The sequence below is a fragment of the Akkermansiaceae bacterium genome (assembly GCA_019634595.1).
GTDB lineage: Bacteria > Verrucomicrobiota > Verrucomicrobiia > Verrucomicrobiales > Akkermansiaceae > Luteolibacter.
This window is the reverse complement of record JAHCBC010000002.1, coordinates 858147-873305: the sequence shown is the minus strand read 5'-3', so window position 1 is coordinate 873305 and position 15159 is coordinate 858147. Positions and strand designations below refer to the sequence as shown.

General features: G+C 63.5%; 10 protein-coding genes. 8 read left to right on the top strand and 2 right to left on the bottom strand.

The annotated features are described in order from the left end of the window. Nucleotides 1-123 precede the first annotated feature (123 nt). Complete coding sequence (locus tag KF712_09555) at nt 124-1566, top strand: hypothetical protein (protein ID MBX3741223.1); 1443 nt, start codon at nt 124-126, stop codon at nt 1564-1566. A gap of 1 nt (nt 1567) precedes the next feature. On the opposite strand, the gene KF712_09550 is transcribed toward KF712_09555, so the two are convergent. Then, nucleotides 1568-2980 (bottom strand): DUF1501 domain-containing protein, encoded by a 1413-nt coding sequence (locus KF712_09550; protein ID MBX3741222.1) that lies wholly within the window; start codon nt 2978-2980, stop codon nt 1568-1570. 3 nt (nt 2981-2983) lie between these two features. After that, complete coding sequence (locus KF712_09545) at nt 2984-6133, bottom strand: PSD1 domain-containing protein (GenBank protein ID MBX3741221.1); 3150 nt, start codon at nt 6131-6133, stop codon at nt 2984-2986. 236 nt (nt 6134-6369) lie between these two features. On the opposite strand from KF712_09545, the gene KF712_09540 reads away from it, so the two are divergent. The 7 genes from KF712_09540 to uca all read left to right on the top strand — a co-directional run bounded on the left by KF712_09540 (nt 6370) and on the right by uca (nt 15156). After that, nucleotides 6370-7350: an ABC transporter substrate-binding protein gene (locus KF712_09540; GenBank protein MBX3741220.1), complete on the top strand. Its 981-nt coding sequence runs from the start codon at nt 6370-6372 to the stop codon at nt 7348-7350. Between the two features lie 19 nt (nt 7351-7369). After that, entirely contained in the window at nt 7370-8764 is a 1395-nt protein-coding gene (locus tag KF712_09535; GenBank protein MBX3741219.1) for an ABC transporter permease, read from the top strand. Further along, on the top strand, nt 8761-9666 hold the full coding sequence (locus tag KF712_09530; GenBank protein ID MBX3741218.1) for an ABC transporter ATP-binding protein: 906 nt from the start codon (nt 8761-8763) through the stop codon (nt 9664-9666). The genes KF712_09535 and KF712_09530 overlap by 4 nt, the downstream gene beginning before the upstream one ends. Before the next feature lie 95 nt (nt 9667-9761). Next, entirely contained in the window at nt 9762-10232 is a 471-nt protein-coding gene (gene nikR, locus KF712_09525) for a nickel-responsive transcriptional regulator NikR (GenBank protein ID MBX3741217.1), read from the top strand. 25 nt (nt 10233-10257) lie between these two features. Next, on the top strand, nt 10258-10977 hold the full coding sequence (locus KF712_09520; protein MBX3741216.1) for an urea carboxylase-associated family protein: 720 nt from the start codon (nt 10258-10260) through the stop codon (nt 10975-10977). Continuing rightward, the gene (locus KF712_09515; GenBank protein ID MBX3741215.1) at nt 10974-11573 is read left to right on the top strand and encodes a DUF1989 domain-containing protein; all 600 of its coding nucleotides are present in this window, start codon (nt 10974-10976) and stop codon (nt 11571-11573) included. The genes KF712_09520 and KF712_09515 overlap by 4 nt, the downstream gene beginning before the upstream one ends. A gap of 4 nt (nt 11574-11577) precedes the next feature. Next, nucleotides 11578-15156 carry an urea carboxylase gene (gene uca, locus KF712_09510; GenBank protein MBX3741214.1) on the top strand — a complete coding sequence of 1193 codons (3579 nt, stop codon included), beginning with the start codon at nt 11578-11580 and terminating at the stop codon, nt 15154-15156. Nucleotides 15157-15159 lie beyond the last annotated feature (3 nt).

Sequence of the window (15159 nt, the reverse complement as noted above, 5' to 3'; positions counted from 1 at the left end):
GCGGCGGGTTCGCCCGCATCTCCGCCATTTTGTGGAATGTGCGCCGGAAATCCCCCGGCGGCGGCGGCCTGTGGCAGCGGATTCGGGGATTGACCCGGACGGATTCCCGGCTTTCCTAAGTCCATGAAACGCTGGGAATCACCGCTCTCCGCCCTGTTGCTGCTCGTCTGCACGGCGTCACCCTCCATGGCACAGGAGTTCCGCACGTTCCGCAGCGCGACCGGCCAGGAGATCCAGGCGAAGTTCGAAGGGATGACCGGTGATCTCGTGAAGCTGAAACGCAGCGACGGGAAGGTTTTCGAACTGCCGAAAGACAAGCTGAGCGCGGCGGACCAGGCGTTCGTCACGGAAGCCGCCGCCACGGCGGGGAATGCGGCCGGATCACTGAACACCGCCGCCGGGCATGAGATCGTCACCTCGGAATCCTTCGCCACGCGCAAGGCCGAGGACATGGCGAAGGGCATGAAGCTCAAGCCGGAGTCCCAGTCGAAGTATGGCCGGAGCTGGCGGCTCTACGCCGCCTTCGTGAAGGACTACCAGTTGTTCGGCACCATGCCGTATTCCGTCGCGCTGTATTCCAACGAGGAAGGGAATGTCACCAGCGTCTCCGTCGTCTATGCGAACAAGGGCGACTTCGGCAGCACCGCGGGATTCGGGAAGGATCATTTCAAGGCCGGCACCTCCGCCACCGCCGCCAGCCTCGCGGAAGCGATGAAGATGGATGAGGAAAGTGTCTCGAAGGCGCTCACCTCCGTGCTCGGCGCGCCGAAGGAGCAGCGTTTCGGCGAAGGAAAGACCCGCCGCACCATCCGCCGCTGGGACTGGAACGGCCACTCCTTCCTGCTTTCCAATGAAGAAGGTGAGTATGTCGGGCTTTCCATCGTCTCCACGGAAACGGCGGACGCGGGCGGAAAGTCCCTCCGCATGAAGGATGAGGATCTCAAGAAGCGGCTGGTGGACAGCGTGAAGAAAGACCCCAACGGTGACGTCTATATCACGGAGATCCCGATGGTGGACCAGGGGCCGAAGGGCTACTGCGTGCCCGCCACCTTCGAGCGCGCGATGCGCACCATGGGCATGGATGCCGACATGTATCTGCTGGCCATGGTGGGCCAGAGCAACGCGGGGGGCGGCACGGTGGTGCAGTACCTCCTGGATGGCATCCGCTCCCAAGTCTATACCAAGGGCCGCCGCCCGAAGGACGAGGATGTGAAAGCCCTCCGGATCCGCGATGTGAAGCGCTACATCGACCTCGGCATTCCGGTGATGTGGACGATGTGCTCGATGGACGCCTACAACGAGCAGGCGGACAAAAACACCGCGAAGCGAGGCTCCGTCACCGACTGGACCGCCTACGCCACGGAAATCGCGACCGATGCCGCCTCCTTCGCGGGCAAGACGAAGCCGGAAGACAACCGCCACATCTGCATGATCATCGGCTACAACGAGAAGACCAACGAACTCGCGGTGAGCGATTCCTGGGGCCAGCGGTTCGAGCTGCGCTGGGTGCCGCTGCAGGTGGCGGACTGGGCGAACGCCGGCCACTTTTTTATGATCCTGCCGTGATTCAGGCGAGGATGCCCTTCACCACGAAGGCGGGTTTCACCCCGGTCAGCTTGTAGTCCAGTCCCTGGAACTTCGTGCTGAAGCGCGCGTGGTCGATGCCGAACTGGTGGAGCATGGTGGCGTGGAGGTCACGCACCTGGACGATGTCCTTTTCCGAGTTGTAACCCAGATCATCCGTCGCACCTTCGACGATGCCCGGCTTGATGCCCGCACCGGCCATCCAGATGCTGAAGGCGCGGATGTGGTGGTCCCGGCCGCTCCCCTGCCCCATTGGCGTGCGGCCGAATTCGCCGCCCCAGATGACCAGCGTGTCCTCCAGCATCCCGCGCTGTTTCAGATCCTTCACCAGCGCCGCGGAGGCTTGGTCGGTCAGCAAGGCCGTGGCGGGCATCTTTTTCTCAATGCCGCCGTGGTGATCCCAGCCGCGGTGATAGAGCTGCACGAAACGCACGCCCCGCTCCAGCATCCGCCGCGCGAGCAGGCAGTTGCTGGCGAATGATCCGTCGCCGGGTTCCTTCACTCCGTACATGTCCAGAACGTGCTGCGGCTCGTTCTTCATGTCCGTCAGCTCCGGCACGGACGCCTGCATCCGGAAAGCCATCTCGTATTGCGAAATCCGGGTGTCGATCTCCGGGTCGATGCGCTCCCCGTCCAGCAGGCCGTTCATCCGCCGCACCTCGTCGATGACCTGCCGCTGGGTTGACTGGCAGATGCCGTCCGGATTCCCCACGTAGTGGACGGCACTTCCCTTGCTCTGGAACTGCACCCCCTGGAACTTGCTGGGAAGGAAGCCCGCGCTCCACTGCCGCGCGGAGATCGGCTGGTCCGGCTCCACACCCCGAGACACCATCACGACGTAGCCGGGCAGGTCCTGAGACTCCGCCCCCAGCCCGTAAAGCAACCATGAACCCATGCTCGGCCGACCCTTCAGGATGGAGCCGCTGTTCATGAAGGCGTGGGCGGGATCATGGTTGATCTGCTCCGTCACCATCGAACGCACCACGCAAATGTCATCCGCGATGGAGCCGATGTGCGGGAACAACTCCGAAATTTCCGTCCCGCAGGCGCCCCATTTCCTGAACTTCGTGAAAGACCCGCGGGCGATCAGCTTCGCCCCCTGGAGCTGGGCGAGCTGCTGGCCCGCGGTAAAGGACTCCGGAAACGGCTGGCCATTCAGCCTGTCCAGCACCGGCTTCGGGTCGAATGACTCCAGGTGCGACGGACCACCGGCCATGCAGAGGTGCACCACGCGCTTTGCCTTTGCAGGCAGGTGCAGGCCTCCCTGCGACTGGAGGAAGGGCAGCGACTCCGCGCCCATGAGCTTCGACATCGCGAGGCTTCCCAGCCCGGCGAAGCTCTGCTTGAGGAAGGTCCGCCTGCTCCAGTCCTGCTGGTATCGTTCGAATGGGTGCATGGCTCAGTAGCGGGTCAAGGTTTCGTGCAGGTTCAGCAGCACGCGGCAGGTCTGCGTCCATGCGGCCAGTTCCACCGGCTCAAAGGTCGCGCCGGGTTGCCACTGCCCGACTTTCAGGAACTCCTCCGGGTTGTCCTCCCCGGCTTTCAGCTTGGCGCGCTGGCCGTTGAGAAATTTCGCCAGTCCCTCCACCTCTCCCGCGCGGGGTTCGCGGCCGAGCGTGCGGAGAATCGCGGACTTGATGCGGTCCGCGTCGGTGGCGGCCGGAGCCTCCTCCAGCAGGCTGGCCGCGAATGCGCGCGCCGCCTCGATGAACGAAGGATCATTGAGAAGAATCAGCGCCTGCTGGGGACTGTTCGACTGGAGGCGGTCCGCGGAGCATTCCTCACGGCTTGGCGCGTCGAACCCGGCCATCATCGGGTGCATGAACGTCCGTTGCCAGTGGGTGTAAAGGCCGCGCCGGTATTGGTCACTGCCCGCGCTTGCCGCGTAGTCGCGCTGGGGGAAGTTGAGGTTCGCGTAGTAGCCGGCGGGCTGGTAGGGCTTCACGCTCGGCCCGCCGACGAAATCACCCGGGAGCAGGCCGGAGATGGAGAGGATGTTGTCGCGCACGAACTCCGCATCCAGCCGCCGCGGCGACTGGGCTGCCAGCAGCCGGTTCGCGGGATCATGTTCCGCAAGGTCCGCCCGCTTTCCGGATTCCTGACGGTAGGTGCCGCTCATGACCATGAGTTTCACCAAGTGCTTCACATCCCAATCGGATTCGCGGAACTCCGAGGCCAGCCAATCAAGCAGCGCCGGATTCGCGGGCCACTCACCCTGGTTGCCGATGTCATCCAGCACGTTGGAAAGTCCCTTGCCGAAAAACTGTTTCCACAGCCGGTTCACGAAGTGGCGGGCGGGCAGCGGGTTTTCCTCCGCGACCATCCACTTCGCCAGGTCCAGCCGGTTCAGACGGCCACCGTCTTTCCGCACGGAGGCATGGGGAAGGAATTCCGGCACCGCCGGCTGCACCTCCTCGCCCTGGGTCATCCAATCGCCCCGCGGCAGGAGGTGGACCGCCGGAGTCTTGTCAGCGGGCAGGGTCTGCGCGACGACGGAGTGCGCGTAGCCCGCGCGGCAGGCGATGATCTCGTCGCGCAGCTTCCGGAACTCCTCCGGCAATGCGGCGTCCTTCGCCGTTGCCCGCGCCCATGCGGCAATCAGGAGCTTTTCATCCTCCGATCCGGGAGCCGCAGCCTGCAACGCCTTGCCAAATTCCGGCGACATGGCCTGCGGCTCACCGGGGATGGGATCGCCGAAGGGCGTGATGCTGATCCGAAATTTTCCGAGATCCGCGGTCGCCAGTGTGACGGTCAGGAAATCATCCGTTCCCGCGACCAATGGCTCCGCGAGCTGGTAAATCGCCGTCTGTGGATGGGACGCCGCATCCTGCGGTTCCTCCCACAGCGCGGGGGCGGAGCGCCATTCCGCCTCCAGCTTCGGATCGTGGCTGCCGTTGGAATACTTGTGCGGTGTCCTGCGGTCCGCCTGGGCATAGGCCAGCTTCAGGACTTTCTCCCCGATGGCGTAGGTGGGGGTGACGGAGAACTTTCCATCCATCCCGCGCCCGACTTTTCCGGCATTCTTTTCATCGGGCAATGCCTCAAGGCGGATGGCGGAAAATGTCTGGCCACCCAAGGGAAAGCGCACCGTGACCACTTCATCCTTCTTCGCCTCACCAGTCAGCAGGACCGAATGATCCGGCAGCACTTCCGCCGGGGTCTCCAGCTTCGATGAAGCCTCGCCATCCGCCAGCGGCTTCCAGCCATCCGGGAATTCCCCGATAAACGCCTTCGCACCGGCAAGCCATGGTCCGAAAGTTTCATTCTTCGGAGTTTCCGCCAGCGTCATCGCCGCCTGTGTCCTCAGCGATCCCATCCGCTTCACCAGCGCCGTATTCCGTGCCTGAATCTCCGGCGGGAAGGGCCAGTCATTGTTCACCTTCGGTAGGTCCGGGTTCGGGGTGTAGCCGTAGTCCGCATACACTCCCCACTGCCGCACATCCGCGAAGAAAGCGCCCAGCGAATAGAAATCCTTCGCGGTGACAGGATCGAACTTGTGGTCATGGCACTCCGCGCAGCCGGTCGTCAGGCCGAGCCACGCCGCGCCCACGGCCCGCACCCGGTCGCCGAGGGATTTCGCCATGTATTCCTTCGGCTGCGCGCCGCCCTCGCGGGTCATCAGGTTCAGCCGCAGGAAACCGGTGGCGATCCTCTGTTCATCCGTCGCATCCGGCAACAGGTCACCCGCCAGTTGCTCGATGGTGAATACATCGAACCGCTTGTTCGTGTTGAAGGCGTCGATCACATAGTCGCGGTAGGGAAAAACGCGCGCGTTCTGGTCACCGTGGTACCCCACCGTGTCCGCGAACCTCACGACATCCAGCCACGGCACCGCCATCCGCTCGCCATAGTGCGGGGACGCCAGCAGCCGGTCCACCTGGGCGGCGTAGGCTTCCGGCCGGGTGTCCGCCAGAAAGGCGGCGACTTCCTCCGGCGATGGAGGGAGGCCGGTCAGGTCCAGCGACAGCCGCCGCAGGAGCGTCGCCTTGTCCGCTTCCGGAGAGGGCTGGATTTTCAGGCTGTCCAGATTCGCCAGCACGAATGAATCGACGGGATTGGCCACCTTGTCCGTATGGCGGGTGGAAGGAACCTGCGGCTTCACCAGCGGCGCGAAGGACCAGTGTTCCTGATACTTCGCCCCTTGCTCGATCCAGCGGGTGATCAGCCCGATCTCATCCTGCGAGAGCGGCTTGTGGAAATCCGTCGGCGGCATCACGTCATCCTCGTCCTTGGTGGTGATCCGCCGCCAGACCTCGCTCGCCTTCGGGTCGCCCGGCACAATCGCATGCAGCGAGGAATCATCCTCCAGCGGCGCATAGGCCCCCTCCGCGGTGTCCAGCCGCAGTCCGGCCTCCCGCGTCGTTTTATCAAATCCGTGGCAGGAAAAGCACTTGTCCGACAGGATCGGCCGGATGTGGGAATTGAAGGTCACCGTTTCCTCCGCCGCCCCGGCGAGACCTCCCGCCGTGAGGACAAGCGCCCACGCGATGGGCGGCAGAACGCGGGCAGAAAGGGATTTCGATGCCCCGGGGTTTTCGGGATCTCTCATTGGGTTGGATACTTCTCCTAAAACGTGGGACCTGCTGTCGAGTTTTCGCTTCCCGCCCTTTTCACTCTGGCGAACGTGCGATTTTCCGCTTCCCCGCAGGTCGGGACGGTATGAACCGGAGCACCTGATCGTATGACGATCCCGGTCATCTCCGGAGCCGGTGGCATGACCAATGCTTAGTCGGGGCGGTATCGGTTCTCCTCCCGGGAGTCCGCGAACCCCACGCCACACACTCCATGAAACTGAGCAAAACGATCCTAGCCGCAGCGCTCGCCGCGCTGACTTCCCTCGCCAACCTCGCCGCGGAACCGCTGAAAATCGGCTACTCGGACTGGCCCGGCTGGGTCGCATGGGAGATCGGCATCAAGAAGGGCTGGTTCAAGGAGGAAGGCGTGGAGGTGGACTTCGTCTGGATGGACTACGTCAAATCCATGGAAGCCTATGCCGCCGGAAAGCTGGATGCGGTGTGCGTGACCAATGGTGACGCGCTCGTCACGGGAGCGACCGGAAAGCCGTCCGTCTGCGTCCTCATCAACGACTACTCCAACGGCAACGACATGATCGTCGCCAAGAAGGAATACAAGAGCCTGAAGGATCTGAAGGGCAAGACGATCGCGCTGGAGGAAGGCTTCGTGGAGCATCTGCTGCTGCTGAAAGGTCTGGAGCTGAACGGCATGGCGGAGGCGGACATCACCATCAAGAACACGCCCACCAACAACACCCCGCAGGTCTTCGCCTCCGGGGAGGTGGATGCCATCGCCGCGTGGCAGCCGAACTCCGGACAGGCCCTCAAGCTGGTCCCCGGGTCGAAGCCGGTCTTCACCTCGAAGGACGTTCCCGGCCTCATCTACGACGGGCTTTTCTGCGACCGTGACAGCGTGAAGTCCCGCCGCGCCGACTGGCTCAAGGTGGTGAAGGTCTGGGGCCGCATCACCGAATACCTTTCCAAGGAAGACAACCTGGACGACGCGCTCGCCATCCTTTCCGAACGGGTGGGTGTCAAACCCGCCGAATACGAACCGCTGCTGGACGGGACGAAAATCCTCAGCCCCGCGGAAGTGCTCAAGGTGTGGGAAAAGGCGGACGGACTCGGTTCCATCTACGGTTCCTCCAAGATCGTCGATGACTTCAACGTGAAGTTCAAAGTCTACGAGAAGCCGAGCGACATCGACTCCTACTTCGACCCATCGCTTTCAAAGGAAGTCTTCGGGAAGTGATTCCCCATCCCCGCCCCGCATGAAATTCGCTTCTTCCGGAGACTGGTGGGCGGTGAGGAAAGATCTGGGGCACACCCGGGCCACGTTCCTGATGGTGTGCTCCTTCATCCTCCCGCTGCTCATCTGGTGCGCCGCCGCCTACGGGCCGTGGTGGAAGGTCGCCTACCAGATCACCATCCCGGCGGAAACCACCCGGCTGCAGAGCGTCTATACCACGGGCAACCGCCTCACCCCGGAGACGTGGAAGGAATTCCAGGATGCCGTCGAAAAGGACAACGGAGAAATCCTCTCCGCGAGGGAGTCCGGACAAGCCGCCACCGCCACGGCGCGGCAGGGAAAAAAGATCGTCCGCCAGATCCACCCCATCGCCGTCACCAATGGCTGGCTCACCCGCGGGCAGGAAATGGATGACGAGGCCCTGCGGAAAACCTGGATCGACCTCGCCGCCGGAAAACTGGAAGCGGAGAAGGAGCCCGTCACCGACGGGAACCTGGCCATCGTGAAGGCGAATGCCGAGATGCTCTCCGCCGCCGGAACCGGCTGGCCGACGGAGCCGATGCTCAAGTTGCTGCCACAGGCGGCGGAGGAAGTTTCCCGCCCCGTCTTCCTCGTCCCGCCGGATGTCGTTGCCCGCTCTTTCTGGAAAGGCATCACGGCGAAGAAGGCCGATGACACCGAAACCGGAGCCGAGCGGAAGACGCTGCTGCAACGCTACGGCGAGTCATGGCGGACCATCATCTGCGGCTTCCTGCTCGCCATCGCGGTTGCGATCCCGATCGGCATCCTCGCGGGGACATTCGATTTCATCTCGAAGCTCACGGAACCGTTCGTGAACTTCTTCAGCTACATGCCCGCCCCCGCGTTCGGCGTGGTGCTGATGGCTATCTTCGGCCTCGATATGGGACCGAAGGTGATGCTGGTTTTCCTGGGCACCCTGCCCTGCGCGATCCTGACCATCGCCAAGACCACCCGCGGCCTGGACCCGTCCCTGCTGGAGGCCGCACAGACCCTCGGCGCCAGCCGTGCCCAGCTCATCCGCACGGTGATCGTCCCCGGCATCCTGCCGAACCTCTACAAGGATCTGCGCCTGCTGCTCAGCACCGCCTGGACCTGGCTGGTCATCGCGGAACTCCTCGGCTTCAAGAGCGGCCTGGCGGAAATCATCGACACCCACGGCCGCCGCTTCCAGTTCGACATCGTCTATCCCGCCATCCTGATGATCGGCCTGTCCGGCTTCTTTATGGACCAGATCCTGGCCCATCTTTCCCGCTACTTCTTCCCATGGGTGGAGCAGCCGAAGAAAGGCATCGTGGACAAGATCCTCTCCGGAGTGCCTGCGATGATCCGGATGATCAAGCCATCCAAACCCGCACCGGTGGCAGCCGCGCCCGCTTCCGGAAACCTCCCGCAATGAGCACGATGGAAACCCTTTCCCATCTCGACCAGTCCCCTGCGGTGAAAGCCAGGCTCGGGAAAATCTACCAGCGTCCACCCATTCTGGAGATCAACGGACTTTACAAGAGATTCGACTCGAAGGCAGGAGAAGTCACCGCGCTGCAGGACATCAACCTGACAGTCCACCGCCGGGAGTTCATGTGTGTGCTCGGCCAGTCGGGCTGCGGGAAATCCACGCTCATCCGCATCCTCGCCGGTCTGGAAACCCCGTCCGCCGGACAGGTTCTGGTCGATGGCACACCCATCACGGGTCCGGGCCGTGACCGCGGCATGGTCTTCCAGAGCTACACGCTTTTCCCATGGCTGACGGTGAAGCAGAACGTGATGTACGGACCGCGCATGGCAGGCAAAAGCGACTTCACCAACGAAGCGGAAGCCCGCCAGTGGCTGGCCCTCGTGGGATTGGACAAGTTCGCGGATTCCTATCCCCACCAGCTCAGCGGTGGCATGAAGCAGCGCGCCGCGATCGCCCGTGCGCTGGCCAACGAGCCGCGCATCCTGCTGATGGACGAACCGTTCGGCGCGCTGGATCCGCAGACCCGCCAGCAGATGCAGGCCTACCTCCTGCAGATCTGGAAGAACGTGGACATCACCATTTTCTTCATCACCCACGACCTGGATGAAGCGATCTTCCTTTCCGATCGCATCCTCGTCCTGGATCCCCGGCCCGGCCGTATCCGGGAAGTGCTGGAGGTTCCCGTCCCCCGTCCGCGGGACCACTCGCAGCTCCGCTCGCCCGAATTCCTCGCCACCAAGAGCCATCTCGAAACCATCATCCACCCGGAGGATGACCATGCCGAACCGGTGTTCGACAAGCTGCCCTTCACCCGCCTGACCAACGTGGAGGACAACGTCGAATGAGCCTCCGGGGATCGTATGATGATCATTTCACATTCATCATACGATTTCTCCGGAATTCCTGAATCCGGCAGGGTTCGTGCTTTGCAGGGATCCGCATGCCGAGCGCCCGCCGACCGAAAGAAAAACTCGCCCATCGGGTCACCATCTCGATCTCGGACGAGCTGCACAACCAGTTTGAGGAACTGATGGAGGAACGCGGTTTCGTCAACCGCTCCCATGCCATCGCCGAGGTCCTCAACCAGCACATCTCCGACTACTACAGCCTGAAGGGGAACTCGCTGATGGCCGGAACCATCACCCTTTTCTACGACCACAAGAGGACCGGCATCAAACAGCAGATCACCGACATCCAGCACGAGCACATCCGCGAAGTCATCAGCTCCCTCCAGGTGTTCCTTGAGAACTCCTGCACCATGGAGGTGATCCTGGTGCAGGGTCCGGCGAAGCGGCTGCGGATGATCGCGAACAAGCTGCTCGGCATCAAAGGCATGATCGCGGGCCGCCTCAATCTCACCCGCACCCTGCTGCCGCCCATCCAGACGGAGCCGGACGAAAAGGACGCCTGAAACTTTCCCACCCATGACATCCACCATGAATCCCATTTTCACACGCACGCTCACCGGAGCCGGCATGTGGTCCGGCATCATCTCGCGCGGCAAGCGCCTGCGCCTCACCGACCTCTCCGGCGGAGCGAACGTCGGCATGCTCCTCTACCACGCCACGGAGCGGCAGGAACGCTACAACATGCCGGACACCCTGAAGGGCCAGCACATCTTTTACCTGCGGGAGCCCTATTGCCTGCACTCGGACATGGGACGGCTGCTGGCCTCCATCACCTCCGACAGCGTCGGTTGGCATGACACCGTCTGCGGCCACTCGAACGCGGCGCTGGTTCTGAAGAAATACGGCGAGCACAACTACCAGGAGGCGCGGAACGACTGGAACCGGAATGCCCGCGACTGCTTTCTCATCGAACTCTGCAAGTGGGGCCTCGGCAAAAAGGATCTGGTTCCGAACGCCAACCTTTTCAGCAAGGTGGTGGCGGATGAGGCGGGGAAACTCAGCTTCGTCCCCGGCCACTCGAAACCCGGCGACCACATCGAGTTGCGGTTCGAACTCGACACGCTGGTCGTCCTGAACACCTGCCAGCACCCGCTGGATCCCCTTCCGGCCTACCGCCCGACCGAGGTTGAGCTCCAGATCTCCGGCGGCGCTCCGCCCTCCCCGGATGATCCTTCGCTGGCCATCCGCCCCGAGAACCTCCGCGCCCACGAGAACAACGAAACCTTCCTCGCCCTTTCACGACCATGAGCCACAAGCACGTCATCCCCGCCGGCGACTGGTGGGTCCACGAAATCAAAAAGGGCCAGACGCTCCGCATCACGGACCTGGAGGGAAACCAGGCCGCGGACACCCTCTTCTTCAGCGCGGCGGATCCCACGGAGCGTTACAGCGCGGACCAGACCATCCAGGAGCAGGCGTCCCTCTACCTCACCACCGGCACCCGCCTCATGAGCACGGAGGGGAACGTGATGCTGGAGATCACGGAGGACACCTGCGGCCGCCACGACACGCTGGGCGGCGCGTGTTCCCGCGAGTCGAACACGATGCGCTACGCCCATGACAAGGAGTGCATGCACGCCTGCCGGGACAGCTTCATCCGCGGTGCGCAGGAGTGGAACGTGGAACTCACGAAGCGCGACATCACCTGCAACATCAACTTCTTCATGAACGTGCCGGTCTCCCCGGACGGGGGACTCACCTTCGCCGACGGCATCTCCGCCCCGGGACGTTACGTGGAGATGGTGGCCCGCATGGATGTGGTCTGCCTGATCTCGAACTGCCCCCAGCTCAACAACCCCTGCAACGGCTGGAACCCCACTCCGGTCGAAGTCTCGATCTCCTGAAAAAATGACCCCGAAAATCCTCATCGCAAACCGGGGGGAGATCGCCGCACGGGCGATCCGCACCTTCAAAAAACTCGGCTACCAGAGCATCGCCGTTTATTCCGATCCTGACGCCGCCTCCCCGCATGTCGATCTGGCGGATGAAGCCCACCGCCTCGGCCCCGGCCCGGTTTCGGAAAGCTATCTGCTGAAGGACCGGCTGCTGGAGATCGCCAAGGAGGCGGGGGCCTCCGCCGTCTTTCCCGGCTACGGCCTGCTCAGCGAGAACACGGAATTCGCGAAGCTCTGCGAGGACAACAGCATCCGCTGGCTGGGACCGACGCCGGAGCAGATCATCGCCTTCGGCCTGAAGCATGAGGCGCGCCGCCTCGCCGGAGACGCGGGTGTGCCGCTGGTCCCGGGCACCGACCTGCTGGAAAATGTGGACGCCGCCATCGCCGCCGCGGAGAAGCTCGGCTATCCTCTGATGCTGAAATCGACCGCGGGTGGCGGCGGCATCGGCATGAAGATCTGCCATTCGGAAGAGGAGCTCCGCCGCGAGTTCGAGTCCGTGGTCCGGCTCAGCCAGCGCAGCTTCGGTTCCGGAGCCGTCTTCCTGGAACGCTACGTCCAGCGCGGACGCCACGTGGAGGTGCAGATCTTCGGCGACGGCAACGGCCATGTGCTGGCGCTTGGTGAGCGCGACTGCTCGGTCCAGCGGCGCAACCAGAAGGTCTTCGAGGAAACGCCCGCCCCGCTCCTTTCGGACGCGACCCGCACCGCGCTGCACCATGCCGCCGTGGAGCTGGGGAAAAGCCTCAACTACCGCTCCGCCGGAACGGTGGAGTTCATCTACGATGCGGACCGTACCGAGTTCTATTTCCTGGAGGTGAACACCCGGCTCCAGGTGGAGCACGGCGTGACGGAGCTGGTCACCGGCATCGACCTGGTGGAGTGGATGGCTCGGCTCGCGCTCGATCCGACCTTCACGCTTCCCGCAACGGCACCGGAGCCGAAGGGCCACGCCATCCAGGCCAGGCTCTACGCGGAGGACCCCAACCAGAACTTCCGCCCCAGCGCCGGTCTGCTCACGGAGGTGGAGTTTCCCGTCAACACCCGCACCGACCACTGGATCTCCGCCGGGACGGAGGTCAGTCCGTTCTACGACCCGTTGCTCGGAAAGATCATGGTCCATTCCGCGGACCGCACCACGGCCATCCGTGATCTGCAGGTCGCTCTGGATGATTCACGCGTTTCCGGGATTGAGACGAACCTGCGCTACCTCCGGCAGGTGGCGCGCTGGCAGCCGTTCACCGATGGCGGGGTCGCCATGCGGGACATGGCCTCCTTCGGCTACCATCCCACCACCTTCGACGTCCTTTCCAGCGGCACCATGACCACCATCCAGGACTGGCCGGGCCGGACCGGGCTGTGGGAGGTGGGCGTGCCGCCATCCGGGCCGATGGATTCCCTCACTTTCCGCCGCGCCAACCGCATGGTCGGGAATCCGGACGGCACCGCCGCCCTCGAGATCACGATGGCGGGACCGTCGCTGCGCTTCAACACCGCCGCCACCGTCGCCATCGCCGGGCCGCCCGTCCTGATCCTGAAGAACGGCGAATCCGTCGCTCCGAATACGGCATTCACCGTAGCTGCGGGCGACACCCTCAAGATCGGAAAAATCGAGGAAAGCGGCCTGCGCGCCTACCTCGCCATCGCCGGAGGCATCGAGGCTCCGGATTATCTCGGCAGTAAATCCACCTTCACGCTGGGAAGGTTCGGAGGACATGGAGGGAGGGCGCTGTTGCCGGGGGATGTCATCGGCATCTTTTCTCCCAATCTCCAATCTCCAATCTCCAATAATCAATCTCCCATCCCCTACACCCGCGATTGGAAGATCGGCGTGCTCTACGGGCCGCACGGCGCACCGGAATTTTTCCTCCCGGAGGACATCACCACCTTCTTCGCCACCTCATGGGAGGTCCACTACAACTCCGCCCGGACCGGGGTCCGGCTGATCGGCCCGAAGCCGAAGTGGGCGCGCACGGATGGCGGTGAGGCAGGACTTCATCCGTCCAACCTCCATGACAATGCCTACGCCATCGGCGCTGTGGACTTCACCGGGGACATGCCGGTGATCCTCGGCCCGGACGGCCCCAGCCTCGGCGGCTTCGTCTGCCCGGTCGTGGTGGTGGATGCGGAACTGTGGAAGCTCGGCCAGCTCCGGCCGGGTGACAGGATCACTTTCATCCCGGTGGACGAGGCGTGGGCGGACCGCCAGGGGGAGGCTGTATCCGGATTTCTCGACGGTGGCATCGACACCCTGCCTGACCCCGAACCCGCTCCGCTGGATCTCCACTCCGCGATCCTGGACTCCTTCGGAGAAGGGGATGACAAGGTGGTGATCCGCCGCGCGGGGGACCGCTACCTGCTCATCGAGTTCGGCCCGCATCTCCTCGACCTGAAGCTGCGCTTCAAGGCCCACGTCGTCTACCAATGGCTGCAGAAGCAGAAGTTGAAAGGCATCATCGACCTGACACCCGGCATCCGCTCGCTGCAGATCCATTTCGACAGCACGGTGATCTCCCGCGACACGCTCCGGGAAACCATCCGCCACGGCATCGCCGCGCTGCCCCCGCTGGAACAGATCGAGGTACCCGCCCGCATCGTCCATCTGCCGATCAGTTGGGATGACCCGAGCACGAAGGAAGCGATCCGCCGCTACATGGTTGGCGTGAACCCGAAGGCCCCATGGTGCCCCAGCAACCTGGAATTCATCCGCCGCATCAACGGCCTGGATTCCATCGATGACGTGAAGCGGATCTTCTTCGACGCCAGCTATCTGGTCATGGGACTGGGTGATGTCTATCTCGGCGCGCCCGTCGCCACCCCGCTGGATCCCCGGCACCGTCTGGTCACGACGAAATACAACCCCGCCCGGACATGGACACCGGAGAATGCCGTCGGCATCGGCGGTGCCTACCTCTGCGTCTATGGCATGGAGGGACCGGGAGGCTACCAGTTCACCGGCCGCACCATCCAGATGTGGAACCGCTGGCGGCAGACACCGGATTTCGAGAAGCCGTGGCTGCTCCGGTTCTTCGACCAGCTCAGGTTCTACGAAGTTTCACCGGAGGAACTGCTCCAGCTCCGCGAGGAGGTACCGCTCGGCCGCCACCGCATCCGCGTCGAGCCGACGGTCTTCCGCTACGCCGACTACGAGACGTTTCTGGAGATCCACTCCGGCGAGATCGATGCCTTCCGCGCCACCCAGCGCCAGGCCTTCGCCGACGAACGCCAGCGGTGGGAGGACGCCGGATTGCACCTGGATTCCCCTGCGGAGGCGGAGACAGCCGACGACCAGGAAATCACGATCCCGGAAGGTGCCATCGTCCTGGAAAGCCCGGTGACGGGGAATGTGTGGAAGATCGAGGTGAAGCCCGGGGACAAACTTGCCGAAGGCGATCCCGCGATTGTGCTGGAGGCGATGAAGATGGAAATTCCGGTGAAGTCCGACGAGATGCTGGAGATCATCGAAGTCCTCACCAGCGAAGGCAACCCCGTCAAAGCGGGCCAGCCCCTCCTCATCGCCAAAATCCTCTGACCG